Genomic DNA, 17269 nt, shown 5'->3' with positions numbered 1-17269 from the left:
AGCGTGTCACTGATCGCTTCCGACCAATTCCGCATCGTTGTCGGCCTCGGCAAGAGCGGCATGTCCCTGGTTCGCTTCCTGGCGAACCGGGGCATTGCCTTTGCGGTCGCCGACACCCGCGAGCAACCGCCGGAACTGGACACCCTGCGCCGTGAGTACCCGCAGGTGGAAGTGCGCTGTGGCGAGCTTGACGTGGACTTCCTGTGCCGGGCCAACGAGCTGTACGTGAGCCCCGGCCTGGCCCTGGCCACGCCTGCCCTGCAGCAGGCCGCCACGCGAGGGGTGAAGCTGTCGGGCGACATCGAGTTGTTCGCCCGCCACGCCAAGGCACCGGTCATCGCCATCAGCGGCTCCAACGCCAAGAGCACCGTCACCACCCTGGTCGGCGAAATGGCCGCCAAGGCAGGCAAACGTGTGGCGGTCGGTGGCAACCTCGGTACCCCGGCCCTCGACCTGCTGGCCGACGATGTCGAGCTGTACGTGCTGGAGCTGTCGAGCTTCCAGCTGGAAACCACCGACCAGCTCAACGCCGAAGTGGCCACCGTGCTGAACATCAGCGAAGACCACATGGACCGCTACAGCGGCCTGCCAGCCTATCACCTGGCCAAGCACCGGATCTTCCGCGGTGCCCGCCAGGTGGTGGTGAACCGTCAGGATGCCCTGAGCCGTCCATTGCCGGTCGAAGGCCGGCCGAGCTGGAGCTTCGGGCTCAACGTGCCTGACTTCAAGGCCTTTGGCCTGCGCGAAGTGGAGGGCGAGAAGTGCCTGGCGTTCGAATTCCAGACGCTCATGCCGGTGCGTGAGCTGAAGATCCGTGGCGCCCACAACCAGAGCAACGCCCTGGCCGCGCTGGCTCTCGGTCATGCCGCCGGCCTGCCCTTCGCGCCAATGCTCGACGCCCTGCGCGAATTCAAGGGCCTGGCCCATCGCTGCCAGTGGGTGCGCGAGCGCAACGGGGTGAACTGGTACGACGATTCCAAGGCCACCAACGTCGGTGCCGCCCTGGCTGCCATCGAAGGCCTGGGCGCCGATATCGAAGGCAAGCTGGTACTGATCGCGGGTGGTGATGGCAAGGGTGCCGACTTCGCTGCCCTGCGCGAGCCGGTGGCTCAGCATTGCCGTGCCGTCGTGCTGCTTGGCCGTGACGCCGACCGTCTGGCTGAAACCTTGGGCGATGCCGTGGCGCAGGTCCGGGTCAAGACCCTCGACGAAGCCGTGCAGCGTTGTGCCGAACTGGCGCAGCCGGGCGACGCGGTCCTGCTGTCGCCTGCCTGCGCGAGCCTCGACATGTTCAAGAACTTCGAAGAACGCGGGCGCCTGTTCGCCCAGGCGGCGGAGGGGCTGGCATGATCTTCGGCATCCTCAAGCCGTATCCGTCGCCGCTGATCAGCGGCCGTGGCATCGACCTCGACTTCCCACTGCTGGCCGGCTGCCTGGCGCTGCTCGGCCTGGGCCTGGTGATGATCACCTCGGCCTCCTCGGAGGTGGCCGCGGTGCAGTCGGGCAACCCGCTGTACCACATGATCCGCCACCTGGTGTATGTCTCCCTCGGCCTGGGGGCCGGGGTGTTGACCATGCTGGTGCCGATCGCCACCTGGCAGCGCATGGGCTTCCTCATGCTGATCGGCGCCTTCGGCCTGCTGGTACTGGTGCTGGTGCCAGGCATCGGCCGCGAGGTGAACGGTTCGATGCGCTGGATCGGCTTCAGCTTCTTCAACGTGCAGCCGTCGGAGATCGCCAAGGTCTTCGTGGTCATCTACCTCGCCGGCTACCTGGTTCGCCGGCAGACAGAGGTGCGCGAAAGCTGGATGGGCTTCTTCAAGCCGTTCATCGTGCTGCTGCCGATGGCCGGCCTGTTGCTGATGGAGCCAGACTTCGGCGCTACGGTGGTGATGATGGGCGCCGCGGCGGCCATGCTGTTCCTCGGTGGGGTGGGGTTGTTCCGCTTCTCGCTGATGGTGGTGCTGGCGGTCATTTCGGTGGTGGTGCTGGTCCAGGCCCAACCGTACCGCATGGCGCGACTGATCACCTTCACCGACCCCTGGTCCGACCAGTTCGGCTCCGGCTACCAGCTGACCCAGGCGCTGATCGCCTTCGGTCGCGGCGAGTGGCTGGGCGTGGGCCTGGGCAACAGCGTGCAGAAGCAGTTCTACCTGCCCGAGGCGCACACCGACTTCGTGTTCTCGGTGCTGGCCGAAGAGCTCGGCGTGGTCGGTTCGCTGCTGACCATCGCGCTGTTCGTCTTCATCACCGTGCGCGCGCTGTACATCGGCCTGTGGGCCGAGAAGGCCAAGCAGTTCTTCGCCGCCTACATGGCCTTTGGCCTGTCGTTCCTGTGGATCGGCCAGTTCCTGATCAACATCGGCGTGAACGTCGGCCTGCTGCCGACCAAGGGCCTGACCCTGCCGTTCCTCAGCTACGGCGGCAGCTCGCTGGTGATCTGCTGCGCCTGCGTGGGGCTTTTGCTGCGGATCGAGTGGGAGAGCCGCACGCACCTGGGCAGCGAGGAGCACGAATTCAAGGAGAGCGATTTTGCCGAGGAGACCAGTCATGGCCGCTGACGGCAAGAACATCCTGATCATGGCGGGCGGTACCGGGGGGCACGTGTTCCCGGCCCTGGCCTGCGCCCGCGAGTTCCAGGCCCGTGGCTACAGCGTTCACTGGCTGGGCACCCCGCGTGGCATCGAGAACGAGCTGGTGCCTCAGGCCGGCCTGCCGTTGCACCTGATCCAGGTCACCGGCCTGCGTGGCAAGGGCAAGCTGTCGCTGCTCAAGGCGCCGTTCACCCTGGTCAAGGCCGTGCTGCAGGCGCGTCGCATCGTGCGTAAGCTCAAGCCGGTCTGCGTGGTCGGCTTCGGTGGCTATGTGACAGGCCCCGGCGGTGTTGCCGCCCGGTTGTGCGGGGTGCCGCTGGTGATCCACGAGCAGAATGCCCGCGCCGGCACCACCAATCGCCTGCTGCTGCCTTTGGCCGCGCGTGTCTGCGAAGCCTTCCCGGACACCTTCGCCGCCAGCGACAAGCTGCGTACCACCGGCAATCCGGTGCGTCCGGAGCTGTTCATGGACGCGGCGCGCGCGCCCCTGGCCGAGCGCCGTGCGCGCCTGCTGGTCATGGGTGGCAGCCTGGGTGCGGAACCATTGAACAAATTGTTGCCTAAGGCCCTGTCCGAAGTGCCGGAGAACCTGCGCCCCGAGGTGTTCCACCAGGCCGGGAAAAACCACGCCCCCGTCACCGCCGAGCGTTATCACGAGGCAGGTGTCGAGGCCCAGGTCGAACCGTTCATCAAGGACATGGCCCATGCCTATGGCTGGGCCGATATGGTGGTGTGCCGGGCCGGCGCCCTGACCGTCAGCGAACTCGCGGCGGCGGGCCTGCCCTCGATGCTGGTGCCCTTGCCCCATGCCATCGACGACCACCAGACCCACAACGCCCAATACCTGGCTCGCGAAGGCGCCGCCTTCCTGATGCCACAAGCGACTACTGGCGCAGCGCAGCTCGCTGAACGCCTGAACGAGGTGCTGATGCAACCCGAGAAACTCAACGCCATGGCCGGCACCGCCCGCCGCCTGGCCAAACCTGGCGCAACCAGCACCGTGGTCGATATCTGCCTGGAGGTGGCCCATGGTTGAGAGCCAGAAAGCCATGCCCCAGCCAAAGATGGGCCGTATCCGTCGCATCCATTTCGTCGGCATCGGCGGCGTGGGCATGTGCGGCATCGCCGAAGTGCTGCTGAACCTGGGCTACGAAGTATCCGGTTCCGACCTGAAAGAGTCGCCGGTGACCGAGCGCCTGCAGTCGTTCGGCGCGCAGATCTTCGTCGGCCACCGCGCCGAGAACGCCGCCAACGCCGATGTGCTGGTGGTGTCCAGCGCGATCAACCCGGCCAACCCGGAAGTCGCCACCGCCCTGGAGCGGCGGATTCCCGTGGTGCCGCGTGCCGAGATGCTTGCCGAGCTGATGCGCTATCGCCACGGCGTGGCCGTTGCCGGCACCCACGGCAAGACCACCACCACCAGCCTGCTGGCCTCGGTGTTCGCCGCCGGCGGCCTGGACCCGACCTTCGTCATCGGCGGTCGCCTGACCGCGGCCGGCACCAACGCGCAACTGGGCACCAGCCGCTACCTGATCGCCGAGGCCGACGAGAGCGACGCCAGCTTCCTGCACCTGCAGCCGATGGTCGCCGTGGTCACCAATATCGACGCCGATCACATGGCCACTTACGAAGGCGACTTCAACAAGCTGAAGAAGACCTTCGTCGAGTTCCTGCACAACCTGCCGTTCTACGGGCTGGCGGTGATGTGCCTGGACGACCCGGTGGTGCGCGAGATCCTGCCGCAGGTCAAGCGCCCGACCGTCACCTACGGCTTCAGCGAAGAGGCTGACATCCGCGCCATCAACGTGCGTCAGCAGGGCATGCAGACCCACTTCACCGTGCTGCGCCGTGACTGCGAGCCGCTCGAGGTGTCGGTGAACATGCCGGGCAACCACAACGTGCTCAACGCCCTGGCCACCATCGCCATCGCCACCGACGAAGGCATCAGCGACGAAGCCATCGTCCAGGGCCTGTCGGGCTTCCAGGGCGTCGGTCGACGCTTCCAGGTCTACGGTGAGCTGCCGGTCGACGGTGGCAGCGTGATGCTGGTCGACGACTACGGTCACCACCCGACCGAGGTCGCCGCGGTGATCAAGGCCGTGCGTGGCGGTTGGCCGAGCCGCCGCCTGGTGATCGTCTACCAGCCGCACCGCTACAGCCGTACCCGCGACCTGTACGACGATTTCGTCCAGGTGCTGGGCGATGCCAACGTGCTGTTGCTGATGGAGGTCTACCCGGCCGGCGAAGAGCCGATCCCCGGCGCCGACAGCCGCCAGCTGTGCCACAGCATCCGCCAGCGCGGCAAGCTCGATCCGATCTACATCGAACGTGGCGCCGAGCTCGCGCCGCTGGTCAAGCCGCTGCTGCGCGCCGGCGACATCCTGATCTGCCAGGGTGCCGGTGATGTCGGTGGCCTGGCCCCGCAATTGATGAAAAGCCCGCTGTTCGCAGGCGCCAAGCAGGAGAAGTCGAAATGACCAGCGCCTACGACAAGTTGCATTCGACCCTGGACGTCAAGGCCTTTGGCCGCGTCGCTGTGCTGTACGGTGGCAAGAGTGCCGAGCGTGAAGTTTCCCTGAAATCGGGCAAGGCCGTGATCGAGGCGCTGACCAACGCTGGTGTCGACGTAGTCGCCATCGACGTCGGCGACGACCTGCTGACCCGCCTGCAGAGCGAGAAGATCGACCGCGCCTTCATCATCCTCCACGGTCGTGGCGGTGAGGACGGCAGCATGCAGGGCCTGCTCGAGTGCCTGGGGATCCCCTACACCGGCAGCGGCATCCTCGCCTCGGCGCTGGCCATGGACAAGCTGCGCACCAAGCAGGTGTGGCAGAGCCTGGGCATCCCGACCCCGCGTCATGCGGTGCTGGGCAGCGAGCAGGACTGCATAGGCGCCAGTGCGGAACTGGGCTTCCCGTTGATCGTCAAACCCGCCCATGAAGGTTCGAGCATCGGCATGGCCAAGGTGAACAGCGAGCAAGAGCTGGTTGCCGCCTGGAAAGACGCCGCCAAGTACGATTCGCAAGTGCTGGTCGAGCAGTGGATCCACGGTCCGGAGTTCACCATCGCCGTATTGCGTGGCCAGGTGCTGCCGCCGATCGCGCTGGGCACGCCGCACGTGTTCTACGACTACGACGCCAAGTACATCGCCAATGACACCCAGTACCGCATCCCGTGCGGCCTGGACAGCGTCAAGGAGCAGGAGCTGATCGACCTTACCGCGCGCGCCTGTGATGCCGTTGGCATCGAGGGCTGGGGCCGTCTGGACGTGATGCAGGACGAGCAGGGCCGTTTCTGGCTGCTCGAGGTCAACACCGCGCCGGGCATGACCGACCATAGCCTGGTGCCCATGGCGGCCCGTGCCGCCGGCCTGGACTTCCAGCAACTGGTGCTGGCGATCCTGGCCGACAGCGTAGCGACGAGAGGTTAATAGACATGCAAGGCGCGATGATACGTCAGCAGCCACCCGTTACCGGCCGTAGCAAGCCGGTGCCGCGGGGTGCCAGCCGACTGGTGGCCGACGAGCCCGTATCGGCGCGCCTGCCACGGCCGAGCTTCGGCGGTCTCAAGCGCCTGCTGTGGCCGGTGCTGCTGGTGGCTGCGGGCTTTGGCGCCTACGAGGGCGCCATCCGCCTGATGCCCTACGCCGACCGGCCGATCACCAAGATCGACGTGCAGGGCGATCTCAGCTACATCAGCCAGCAGTCGGTGCAGCAGCGGATCGCCCCCTATGTGGCGGCGAGTTTCTTCACCGTCGACCTGGCGGCGATGCGCGTCGAACTGGAGCAGATGCCCTGGATCGCCCACGCCGAAGTGCGCCGGGTGTGGCCGGACGAGGTGGTGATCCGCCTCGAAGAACAGCTGCCGGTGGCGCGCTGGGGCGACGAGGCCTTGCTCAACAACCAGGGCCAGGCCTTCACACCGCGCGAGCTGGCCAACTACGAGCACCTGCCGCAGCTGTTCGGGCCGCAGCGCGCTCAGCAACAAGTCATGCAGCAGTATCAGGTATTGAGCCAGATGCTGCGCCCCATGGGCTTTTCCATCGCTCGCCTGGAGCTGCGCGAGCGAGGCAGCTGGTTCCTGACCACCGGTGCGGGCAGCGCCGGTGCGGGCGTCGAGCTGCTGCTGGGGCGCGACCATCTGGTGGAGAAGATGCGCCGTTTCATTGCCATTTACGACAAATCGCTTAAAGACCAGATCACCAATATCGCCCGCATCGATCTGCGTTATTCCAACGGACTTGCCGTTGGGTGGCGGGAACCGAATGCACCGACGACGGCCCAACCCGCCGTTGCGAAGAATTAGAGAGAGGCAGGACCATGGCAAACGCGCATAGCGGCAAAATGATCGTCGGGCTGGACATCGGCACCTCCAAGGTGGTGGCGCTGGTGGGTGAGGTCGGCGAGGACGGCACCCTGGAGATCGTCGGGATCGGCACCCATCCGTCCCGCGGCCTGAAGAAGGGCGTGGTGGTGAACATCGAATCGACCGTGCAGTCGATCCAGCGCGCCGTCGAAGAGGCCCAGCTGATGGCCGGCTGCCGCATCCACTCGGCGTTCGTCGGCGTGGCCGGCAACCACATCCGCAGCCTGAACTCCCACGGCATCGTCGCCATCCGCGACCGCGAAGTCAGCACCGCCGACCTCGAGCGCGTGCTCGACGCCGCCCAGGCCGTGGCCATTCCGGCCGACCAGCGGGTGCTGCACACCCTGCCGCAGGACTACGTGATCGACAACCAGGAAGGCGTGCGCGAGCCCCTGGGCATGTCGGGCGTGCGCCTGGAAGCCAAGGTCCACGTGGTCACCTGCGCGGTCAACGCGGCGCAGAACATCGAGAAGTGCGTGCGCCGCTGCGGCCTGGAAATCGACGACATCATCCTCGAGCAGCTGGCCTCGGCCTACTCGGTGCTGACCGACGACGAGAAAGAGCTGGGCGTGTGCCTGGTGGACATCGGCGGCGGCACCACCGACATCGCCATCTTCACCGAAGGCGCGATCCGTCACACCGCGGTGATCCCGATCGCCGGTGATCAGGTCACCAACGACATCGCCATGGCCCTGCGTACCCCCACGCAGTACGCCGAGGAAATCAAGATCCGCTATGCCTGCGCCCTGGCCAAGCTGGCCGGTGCCGGCGAGACCATCAAGGTGCCGAGCGTCGGCGACCGCCCGCCGCGCGAGCTGTCGCGCCAGGCCCTGGCCGAAGTGGTGGAGCCGCGTTACGACGAGCTGTTCACCCTGATCCAGGCCGAACTGCGACGCAGCGGTTTCGAGGACCTGGTGCCGGCCGGCATCGTCCTCACCGGCGGCACCGCGAAGATGGAAGGCGCCGTGGAACTGGCCGAGGAGATCTTCCACATGCCGGTACGCCTGGGCGTGCCGCACAGCGTTCGGGGCCTGAGCGACGTGGTGCGCAACCCGATCTATTCCACCGGCGTGGGCCTGCTCACCTACGGCCTGCAGAAGCAGTCCGAGGACCCGTCCCTGACCGGTATCAGCAACAGCAACAGCAGCAACAACAGCTATGGCGATGAACCGAAGGGCCCTGTGCTTGAACGACTCAAGCGTTGGGTCCAGAGCAACTTCTAAGTTTCAAAGCAGTAGTGGTAGGCGCGACAACTAGAGAACTGTAAGGAGAGGGAAAATGTTCGAGCTCGTAGACAACGTCCCGCAGAGTCCGGTCATCAAGGTGATCGGCGTTGGGGGTGGTGGCGGCAACGCCGTCAACCACATGGTCAAAAGCAACATCGAAGGCGTCGAGTTCATCTGCGCCAACACCGATGCCCAGGCGCTGAAGAACATCGGCGCGCGCACCATCCTGCAACTGGGCACGGGTGTGACCAAGGGCCTGGGTGCCGGTGCCAATCCGGAGGTCGGCCGTCAGGCCGCGCTGGAAGACCGTGAGCGCATCGCCGAAGTGCTGCAAGGCACCAACATGGTGTTCATCACCACCGGCATGGGCGGCGGTACCGGTACCGGCGCGGCGCCGATCATCGCCGAAGTGGCCAAGGAAATGGGCATCCTCACCGTTGCGGTGGTGACCCGTCCGTTCCCGTTCGAGGGCCGCAAGCGCATGCAGATTGCCGACGAAGGCATCCGCATGCTGGCTGAGAGCGTAGACTCGCTGATCACCATCCCCAACGAGAAGCTGCTGACCATCCTGGGCAAGGATGCAAGCCTCTTGTCCGCCTTCGCCAAGGCCGACGACGTGCTGGCCGGTGCCGTTCGCGGTATTTCCGACATCATCAAGCGTCCCGGCATGATCAACGTCGACTTCGCCGACGTGCGCACCGTGATGGGCGAGATGGGCATGGCGATGATGGGTACCGGTTGCGCCAGCGGCCCGAACCGTGCGCGCGAAGCCACCGAGGCGGCGATTCGCAACCCGCTGCTCGAGGACGTCAACCTGCAGGGCGCCCGCGGCATCCTGGTGAACATCACCGCCGGTCCCGACCTGTCGCTGGGCGAGTACTCCGACGTGGGTAGCATCATCGAGGCCTTCGCCTCCGACCACGCGATGGTCAAGGTCGGCACCGTGATCGACCCGGATATGCGCGACGAACTGCACGTGACCGTGGTGGCCACCGGCCTGGGCGCGCGCATCGAGAAGCCGGTCAAGGTGGTCGACAACACCCTGCAGACCGCCCAGCAGGCTTACGAGGCCTCCAATCCGGCCCCGGTTCGCCAGGAGCAGTCGGCGGTCAACTACCGTGACCTGGAGCGTCCGACCGTGATGCGCAACCAGGCCCACGCCGGTGCCGCGGCGGCCGCTAAACTCAACCCACAGGATGATCTGGACTACCTGGATATCCCGGCGTTCCTGCGTCGTCAGGCCGATTGATGGAATTTATCAGGGGTATTAGGGTGATTGGTGTTCAGCAAAGGCCGGGTCTGTTATCATCCCCAGCCTTTGTTGATACCTGTTCGCAATTTGCGCTGAAGCGGCCAATGCCATGATTAGACAACGCACCCTGAAGAATACCATCCGTGCCACAGGTGTCGGCCTGCACTCCGGGGAGAAGGTCTACCTGACCCTCAAGCCTGCGCCTGTCGACACCGGCATCGTCTTCCGTCGCGCCGACCTCGACCCTGTGGTCGAAATCCCGGCGCGCGCGGCCAACGTCGGCGAGACCACCATGTCGACGACGCTGGTCAACGGTGACGTCAAAGTCGATACGGTCGAGCATCTGCTCTCCGCCATGGCGGGCCTGGGCATCGATAACGCCTACGTCGAGCTCTCCGCCTCGGAAGTGCCGATCATGGATGGCAGCGCCGGACCCTTCGTATTCCTGATCCAATCGGCCGGCCTGGAAGAACAGGACGCAGCCAAGAAGTTCATCCGCATCCTGCGCGAAGTGACAGTGGAGGAGGGCGACAAGCGCGCCACTTTCCTGCCTTTCGACGGGTTCAAGGTGAGCTTCGAGATCGACTTCGATCACCCGGTCCTCAAGGGCCAGACCCAGAGTGCGGTCGTCGACTTCTCCAGCACCTCGTTCGTCAAGGAAGTCAGCCGTGCCCGCACGTTCGGCTTCATGCGTGACATCGAGTACCTGCGCAAGCACAACCTTGCGCTGGGTGGCAGTGTGGAGAACGCCATCGTGGTCGACGAGACCGGCGTGCTTAACGAAGACGGCCTTCGTTCCGATGACGAATTCGTCAAGCACAAGATCCTCGACGCCATCGGCGACCTTTATCTGCTGGGCAACAGCCTGATCGGCGAGTTCAAGGGCTACAAGTCCGGGCACGCGCTGAACAACCAGCTGTTGCGCAAGCTGATCGCTGAAACCGACGCTTGGGAAGTGGTCACCTTCGAAGATGCCAGCACGGCACCGATCTCGTACATGCGCCCTGTTGCGGCCGTGTAAGTTCGAACACTCTCTCTAGTGATTAAGGCCACCTTCGGGTGGCCTTTTTTATTGGGGTGTCGAAAGATGGAGCCCGGGAGCGGGCATGACTCTCGATACGTCCGCGCACGCTATCGCGGGGACGTGTATCAGGCTTTGCCTTGCGCGTGTGCCGCCAGACGCTCCAGCGCTGCGCGCAGCTTCGGGTCGCTGATGCCTTCGGCCGAGCCGCGGATGCTGTCTGCGGCAGATTCCGAAAGCTCGGGCCCGTGACCTTCGTGTTTTGCCGCCACCAGCGGCGGCTGGACCTTGAACTGGATGCGGCTCAGGTTGGCGAACGCTTCCATGGCTTGCAGCTGGCGTTGCAGGCGCTTTTGCTGGTAGCGCAGGCGGGTGGCCCAATGGCCGTCGGTCACCACCAGCAACAATGTTCCTTCCTTCCAGGAGGCCACGTGGCAGTGCTCGCGGGCGGCCGGTTGCAGCTGGCTTTCCAGCAGGCGCTGCAGGTGCTCCAGGCGTTCGGCCTGGTTGAGCAGCAGGCGCAGGGGCCGGGCCTTGCGCAACAGGTCGGCGGGGGGGCGGGCAGGGGTGGGTTTGTAGGCCATGGAGGTCTGCAGAGGGATACAGGATCAACAGTCTACCAGTTGGGCATTCATCGCGGGGCAAGTCGCAGCGGCGGGCGACGGGGCGTGGGAATTGGCTTGCCCTGCGATCGCGTGCCGGATCTTGATGCAAGTCATTCGCGATACGTTTCATCTTCACGCACCTTGAACTTGCGCAAAAAGCCCCTATGTTAGTCAGGCCCCCTAAAAGCGCTGTGCCAGCATCGTGGAAATCCACCACTTTCCTCACCATCGTTTCCGGGTAGAATGCTCGTTCGCATGCGGCCTCAGGGCTGCACGGGCGACTCACGGGGCCGCCCTCCATCCCTACGTGTGGAAGATCCTGCCGATATGTTTGCGCCTTTGTTAAAAAAACTTTTTGGAAGCAAGAACGAGCGTGAAATCAAACGCATGCTCAAGACGGTGAGCACCGTCAATGCCTTCGAAGAGAAGATGGTGGCCCTCTCCGACGAGCAGCTGCGGGGCAAGACCGCAGAGTTCAAGGAACGCCTGGCCAAAGGCGAGACGCTCGACCAGCTGCTGCCCGAAGCCTTCGCCGTGGCCCGCGAGGCCGGCAAGCGCGTAATGGGCATGCGTCACTTCGATGTCCAGCTGATCGGCGGCATGACCTTGCACGAAGGCATGATCGCAGAAATGCGCACAGGTGAAGGCAAGACCTTGGTCGGTACCCTGGCCGTGTACCTCAACGCGCTGTCCGGCAAGGGCGTGCACGTGGTCACCGTCAACGACTACCTGGCCCGCCGCGACGCCAACTGGATGCGTCCGCTGTACGAGTTCCTCGGCCTCAACGTCGGCATCGTCTCGGCCTTCCAGCCGCCGGAAGAAAAGCGCGCCGCCTATGCCGCCGACATCACCTACGGCACCAACAACGAATTCGGTTTCGACTACCTGCGCGACAACATGGCGTTCAGCCAGGACGAGAAGTTCCAGCGTGAGCTGAACTTCGCCGTGATCGACGAAGTCGACTCGATCCTCATCGACGAAGCGCGCACCCCGTTGATCATCTCCGGCCAGGCCGAGGACAGCTCCAAGCTGTACATCGAGATCAATCGCCTGATCCCGCGCCTGACCCAGCACATCGAGGAAGTCGAAGGCCAGGTGACCCAAGAGGGCCACTACACCATCGACGAGAAGAGCCGTCAGGTCGAACTGAACGAGGCCGGCCACCAGTTCATCGAGGACATGCTGACCCAGTCCGGCCTGCTGGCCGAGGGCGAGAGCCTGTACTCGGCGCACAACCTGAGCCTGCTGACCCACGTCTACGCCGGCCTGCGCGCGCACAAGCTGTTCCACCGCAACGTCGAGTACATCGTCCAGGAAGGCCAGATCCTCCTGATCGACGAGCACACCGGCCGCACCATGCCGGGCCGCCGCCTGTCCGAAGGCCTGCACCAGGCCATCGAGGCCAAGGAAAACCTGAACATCCAGGCCGAGAGCCAGACCCTGGCCTCGACCACCTTCCAGAACTACTTCCGCCTCTATACCAAGCTGTCCGGCATGACCGGTACCGCTGACACCGAGGCATTCGAGTTCGCCCAGATCTACAACCTCAACGTGATGGTCATCCCACCGAATAAGCCGTTGGCCCGCAAGGACTTCAACGACCTGGTGTACCTGACCGCCGACGAGAAGTACGCCGCGATCATCGCCGACATCAAGGAAAGCATGGCCCACGGCCGTCCGGTCCTGGTCGGTACCGCGACCATCGAAACCTCCGAGCACATGTCCAACCTGCTCAAGAAGGAAGGTATCGACCACAAGGTCCTGAACGCCAAGTACCACGAAAAAGAAGCCGAGATCATCGCGCAAGCCGGTGCTCCGGGTGCACTGACCATCGCCACCAACATGGCCGGCCGTGGTACCGACATCCTGCTGGGCGGCAACTGGGAGGCCGAGGTGGCCGCCCTGGACAACCCGACCGCCGAACAGATCGCCCAGATCAAGGCCGACTGGCAGAAGCGTCACCAGCAGGTGCTGGAAGCCGGTGGCCTGCACGTGATCGCCTCTGAGCGCCACGAGTCGCGCCGTATCGACAACCAGCTGCGTGGCCGTGCCGGCCGTCAGGGCGACGCCGGCTCCAGCCGTTTCTACCTGTCGCTGGAAGACAGCCTGATGCGCATCTTCGCCTCCGACCGGGTGAAGAATTTCATGAAGGCGCTGGGCATGCAGTCCGGTGAGGCCATCGAGCACCGCATGGTAACCAACGCCATCGAGAAGGCGCAGCGCAAGGTCGAAGGCCGCAACTTCGACATCCGCAAGCAACTGCTCGAATATGACGACGTGGCCAACGAGCAGCGCAAGGTGATCTACCACATGCGCAACAGCCTGCTGGCCGCCGAGAACATCGGTGACACCATCGCCGAGTTCCGCCAGGAAGTGCTCGATGCCACCATCAGCCAGCATATTCCGCCGCAATCGCTGCCCGAGCAGTGGGACGTGGCCGGCCTGGAAGCTTCGCTGGCCAGCGATTTCGCCATCAAGCTGCCGATCCAGCAGTGGCTCGACGAGGACGATCACCTCTACGAGGAGACCCTGCGCGAGCGGCTGATCAAGGAAATCACCGACGCCTACAACGAGAAGGAAGACCAGGCCGGTATCGACGCCCTGCGCACCTTCGAGAAGCAGATCCTGCTGCGCGTGCTGGACGACCTGTGGAAAGACCACCTGTCGACCATGGACCACCTGCGCCACGGTATCCACCTGCGCGGCTATGCGCAGAAGAACCCGAAGCAGGAGTACAAGCGCGAGTCGTTCACCTTGTTCCAGGAGCTGCTGGAGTCGATCAAGCGCGACACCATCCGCGTGCTCTCGCACGTCCAGGTACGCCGCGAAGATCCGGCCGAGGAAGAGGCGCGCCTGCGCCGCGAGGCCGAGGAGCTGGCCAGCCGCATGCAGTTCCAGCATGCCGCCGCGCCGGGCCTGGAAGGCGAGCAGCTGGCCGAGGAGGGCGCCGAAGTCGCCGTGGCCTCCGCGCCGGTTCGCAACGACATGAAGCTGGGCCGCAACGAGCCGTGCTGGTGTGGTTCGGGCAAGAAATTCAAGCATTGCCATGGTCAGATTGAATGATCTGAACCACCTGCAGTAACGTGATACATCCAGGGCCGCTTCGCGGCCCTTTCGCGAGATAAGGCCGCTCCCGCAGGAAACGCGACAATCCTGTAGGAGCGGCCTTGTGTCGCTAATGGGGCGCGAAGCGGCCCCGTTTTTGTTCTCAACCGATTTATCTAGGAGCGCTCTAATGGCTGTTGGTCTTGGTCCCCTGCCCACCCTGCACCCGGTTCCCGGTTTCGAACTCGGTATCGCCTCGGCGGGCATCAAGCGCCCAGGGCGCAAGGATGTGGTGGTGATGCGCTGCGCCGAAGGCTCCAGCGTCGCCGGTGTGTTCACCCTCAACGCCTTCTGCGCGGCCCCGGTGATCCTTTCCAAGCAGCGTGTGCAGGGTACCGTGCGTTACCTGCTGACCAACACCGGCAACGCCAACGCCGGCACCGGCGCACCGGGCCTGGCCGCCGCCGAGCGCACCTGCGCCAAGTTGGCCGAGCTTGCCGGCGTGCCGGCTGAATCCGTGCTGCCGTTCTCCACCGGCGTGATCGGCGAGCCGCTGCCGGTCGAGAAGATCGAAGGCGCGCTGCAGGCCGCCCTGGACAACCTGTCGGAAAACCACTGGGCCGAAGCCGCCACCGGCATCATGACCACCGACACCCTGCCCAAGGGCGCCAGCCGCCAGTTCCAGTACGATGGCAAGACCATCACCGTCACCGGCATCAGCAAGGGCGCGGGCATGATCCGTCCGAACATGGCCACCATGCTCGGCTACATCGCCACCGACGCCAAGGTCGCCCCGGCGGTGCTCAAGGACTTGATGCTCGACGGTGCCAACAAGTCGTTCAACCGCATCACCATCGACGGCGACACCTCGACCAATGACTGCTGCATGCTGATCGCCACCGGCAAGGCCGATGTGCCGGAAGTGACCGAGGCCAGCGGCGCACTGTTCGAGGCGCTGAAGAAGGCGGTGTTCGAGGTGTGCATGGAGGTGGCCCAGGCCATCGTCCGCGACGGCGAAGGCGCTACCAAGTTTGTCACCGTGCAGGTCAACGGCGGTGGCAATCACCAGGAGTGCCTGGACGTCGGCTACGCCGTGGCTCACTCGCCGCTGATCAAGACCGCGCTGTTCGCCTCCGACCCCAACTGGGGCCGTATCCTCGCCGCGGTCGGTCGGGCCGGCGTGCCGGCGCTGGACGTGAGCCTGATCGATGTGTACCTGGATAGCGTCTGCATCGCCAGCAAGGGTGGACGCAGCCCGAGCTACACCGAGGACCAGGGCGCCAAGGTGATGGCCCAGGAGGAGATCACCATCCGCATCGAACTGGGCCGTGGCCAGTGCAGCGAAACAATCTGGACCACCGACCTGTCCCACGAGTACGTGAAGATCAACGCCGAGTACCGCACCTGATCCATCGCGGGGCAAGCCCGCTCCCACGCAGACTGTCGTGGGAGCGGGCTTGCCCCGCGATTACTGCACACTGTCCGCAACATGGAGCCGAACCATGAGCTATCACCTGATCATCGGCGACAAGCTGTATTCCTCCTGGTCGCTGCGCGGCGCCCTGGCCCTCGAGCTGGCCGGCGTCCCCTACGAAGAAACCCTGGTCAAGCTCAACCAGCCTGACACCCGCCAGCGCCTGCTGGCCTTCTCGGCCACCGCCAAGGTGCCGTTGCTGCAAAGCGAGCATGGCGTCATCGCCGACTCCCTGGCCATCGCCGAATACCTCAACGAACGCCACCCCGAGGCCCGCCTGTGGCCAGAGGACGTTGCCGCCCGCGCCCAGGCCCGTTCGGCCTGCGCGCAGATGCACAGCGGCTTCTTCGCCCTGCGCGGTGCCATGCCATTCGACCTGTCCCGTGACGAAGCACTGGCCGAGATGCCGTTGGACGTGCAGGTCGATATCGACCGCATTGTCGCCCTGTGGAGCGAATGCCGCTTGGTGGCCAAGGAAAACGGCCCGTTCCTGTTCGGCCGCCCGACCTTGGCCGACGCCTTCTTCGCCCCTGTGGCCGTGCGCTTGCGCACCTACCGTGTCGTGGTGCCGGCCGAAGCGGCTGCCTACATCGAGACCATTTATCAATGGCCAGCCTTCCAGGCCTGGCAAAAAGCTGGCCTGGCGGAGCGTGAAGGGTGAAACGAATTCATGTAGTCGCAGCGGTCATTCGTGGTGCCGACGGGCGGATCCTGATCGCCCGCCGCGCCGATACCCAGCACCAGGGGGGGCTGTGGGAGTTCCCTGGTGGCAAGGTGGAGGAGGGCGAGGGCGTCGAGGCGGCGCTGGCCCGCGAATTGCGCGAGGAGCTGGGGATCGAGGTTGCGGGTTCGCGGCCGTTGATCAAGGTCAGCCACGACTATCCGGACAAGCAGGTGCTGCTGGATGTACGTGAAGTGCATGCCTTTACCGGCGAGCCCCACGGCGCCGAAGGCCAGCCCCTGGCCTGGGTGGCGCCGCGTGACCTGGGTCAGTATGAGTTCCCCGAGGCCAACAAGCCGATCGTCGCCGCGGCGCGCTTGCCCGACCAGTACCTGATCACCCCGGACGGCTTGGAGGTGCCTGAGCTGCTCAAGGGTATCCAGAAGGCCGTGGCCAGCGGCATCAGGCTGATCCAGCTGCGTGCGCCGGACATGTACGACCCCAAGTACCGCGATGTGGCGGTGGATGCGGTCGGCCTGTGCGCGGGCAAGGCCCAATTGATGCTCAAGGGGCCGTTGGAATGGCTGGGCGACTTCCCGTCGGCCGGCTGGCACCTGACCGCCGCGCAATTGCGCAAGTACGCGGCCAAGGGGCGTCCATTCCCTAAGGCGCGCTGGCTGGCGGCGTCCTGTCACAGCGCCGAGGAGCTGGCGCTGGCCGAGCAGATGGGGGTGGATTTCGTCACCTTGTCGCCGGTGCAGGCGACCCAGACTCATCCCGAGGCGGTGCCGTTGGGCTGGGATGAAGCGCAGCGGTTGATCGGCGGGATCAGCCATCCGGTGTTTCTGCTGGGCGGGGTCGGGCCTGGTGAGCGGGAGCGGGCCTGGGAGGTTGGGGCGCAGGGGGTTGCAGGGATCAGGGCGTTCTGGCCTGAGAGCTGAGTAATTGGGGCCGCTTTGCGGCCCATTGCGACACTAGGCCGCTCCCACAGGTATGGCGCAGTATTCAATGTCTGCGCGGTACCTG

At 65.0% G+C, this 17269-nt stretch carries 14 protein-coding genes; 13 read left to right on the top strand and 1 reads right to left on the bottom strand.

The annotated features are described in order from the left end of the window. Positions 1–3: 3 nt before the first annotated feature. The 9 genes from murD to lpxC all read left to right on the top strand — a co-directional run bounded on the left by murD (position 4) and on the right by lpxC (position 10458). Entirely contained in the window at positions 4–1350 is a 1347-nt protein-coding gene (gene murD, locus ACVWZ5_RS13035) for a UDP-N-acetylmuramoyl-L-alanine--D-glutamate ligase (protein ID WP_457340663.1), read from the top strand. Further along, positions 1347–2561 (top strand): putative lipid II flippase FtsW, encoded by a 1215-nt coding sequence (gene ftsW / locus ACVWZ5_RS13030; protein WP_028689740.1) that lies wholly within the window; start codon positions 1347–1349, stop codon positions 2559–2561. The genes murD and ftsW overlap by 4 nt, the downstream gene beginning before the upstream one ends. Beyond that, complete coding sequence (murG, locus tag ACVWZ5_RS13025) at positions 2551–3630, top strand: undecaprenyldiphospho-muramoylpentapeptide beta-N-acetylglucosaminyltransferase (RefSeq protein WP_062575068.1); 1080 nt, start codon at positions 2551–2553, stop codon at positions 3628–3630. The genes ftsW and murG overlap by 11 nt, the downstream gene beginning before the upstream one ends. Continuing rightward, positions 3623–5071 carry a UDP-N-acetylmuramate--L-alanine ligase gene (murC, locus tag ACVWZ5_RS13020; protein WP_028689738.1) on the top strand — a complete coding sequence of 483 codons (1449 nt, stop codon included), beginning with the start codon at positions 3623–3625 and terminating at the stop codon, positions 5069–5071. The genes murG and murC overlap by 8 nt, the downstream gene beginning before the upstream one ends. Then, the gene (locus ACVWZ5_RS13015) at positions 5068–6024 is read left to right on the top strand and encodes a D-alanine--D-alanine ligase (protein ID WP_062575067.1); all 957 of its coding nucleotides are present in this window, start codon (positions 5068–5070) and stop codon (positions 6022–6024) included. Before murC ends, ACVWZ5_RS13015 begins: the two co-directional genes overlap by 4 nt. Positions 6025–6029: 5 nt before the next feature. Continuing rightward, complete coding sequence (locus ACVWZ5_RS13010) at positions 6030–6899, top strand: cell division protein FtsQ/DivIB (protein ID WP_062364074.1); 870 nt, start codon at positions 6030–6032, stop codon at positions 6897–6899. Between the two features lie 14 nt (positions 6900–6913). Beyond that, a complete protein-coding gene (ftsA, locus tag ACVWZ5_RS13005) occupies positions 6914–8182 on the top strand; it encodes a cell division protein FtsA (protein ID WP_028689735.1) in 1269 nt (422 codons plus the stop codon). A gap of 55 nt (positions 8183–8237) precedes the next feature. Then, positions 8238–9434, top strand: a complete 1197-nt coding sequence (ftsZ, locus tag ACVWZ5_RS13000) for a cell division protein FtsZ (RefSeq protein WP_028689734.1) — start codon at positions 8238–8240, stop codon at positions 9432–9434. A gap of 112 nt (positions 9435–9546) precedes the next feature. Then, on the top strand, positions 9547–10458 hold the full coding sequence (gene lpxC / locus ACVWZ5_RS12995) for a UDP-3-O-acyl-N-acetylglucosamine deacetylase (protein ID WP_028689733.1): 912 nt from the start codon (positions 9547–9549) through the stop codon (positions 10456–10458). Positions 10459–10586: 128 nt separating this feature from the next. Here lpxC and ACVWZ5_RS12990 read toward each other — a convergent pair whose 3' ends face one another. Next, positions 10587–11042, bottom strand: a complete 456-nt coding sequence (locus ACVWZ5_RS12990; protein WP_062575066.1) for a DUF721 domain-containing protein — start codon at positions 11040–11042, stop codon at positions 10587–10589. A gap of 348 nt (positions 11043–11390) precedes the next feature. On the opposite strand from ACVWZ5_RS12990, the gene secA reads away from it, so the two are divergent. The 4 genes from secA to ACVWZ5_RS12970 all read left to right on the top strand — a co-directional run bounded on the left by secA (position 11391) and on the right by ACVWZ5_RS12970 (position 17184). Further along, on the top strand, positions 11391–14126 hold the full coding sequence (gene secA / locus ACVWZ5_RS12985; protein ID WP_028689731.1) for a preprotein translocase subunit SecA: 2736 nt from the start codon (positions 11391–11393) through the stop codon (positions 14124–14126). 172 nt (positions 14127–14298) lie between these two features. Continuing rightward, entirely contained in the window at positions 14299–15516 is a 1218-nt protein-coding gene (gene argJ / locus ACVWZ5_RS12980) for a bifunctional glutamate N-acetyltransferase/amino-acid acetyltransferase ArgJ (protein WP_062575065.1), read from the top strand. A 94-nt stretch (positions 15517–15610) separates the two neighbouring features. Beyond that, positions 15611–16243 (top strand): glutathione S-transferase family protein, encoded by a 633-nt coding sequence (locus ACVWZ5_RS12975; protein WP_062575064.1) that lies wholly within the window; start codon positions 15611–15613, stop codon positions 16241–16243. Beyond that, positions 16240–17184: a Nudix family hydrolase gene (locus tag ACVWZ5_RS12970; RefSeq protein ID WP_062575063.1), complete on the top strand. Its 945-nt coding sequence runs from the start codon at positions 16240–16242 to the stop codon at positions 17182–17184. The genes ACVWZ5_RS12975 and ACVWZ5_RS12970 overlap by 4 nt, the downstream gene beginning before the upstream one ends. Positions 17185–17269 lie beyond the last annotated feature (85 nt).

The sequence above is a fragment of the Pseudomonas sp. TE6283 genome, assembly GCF_054060555.1.
The sequence above is the reverse complement of the archived record's forward strand: the minus strand, read 5'-3'. Positions and strand labels throughout refer to the sequence as shown.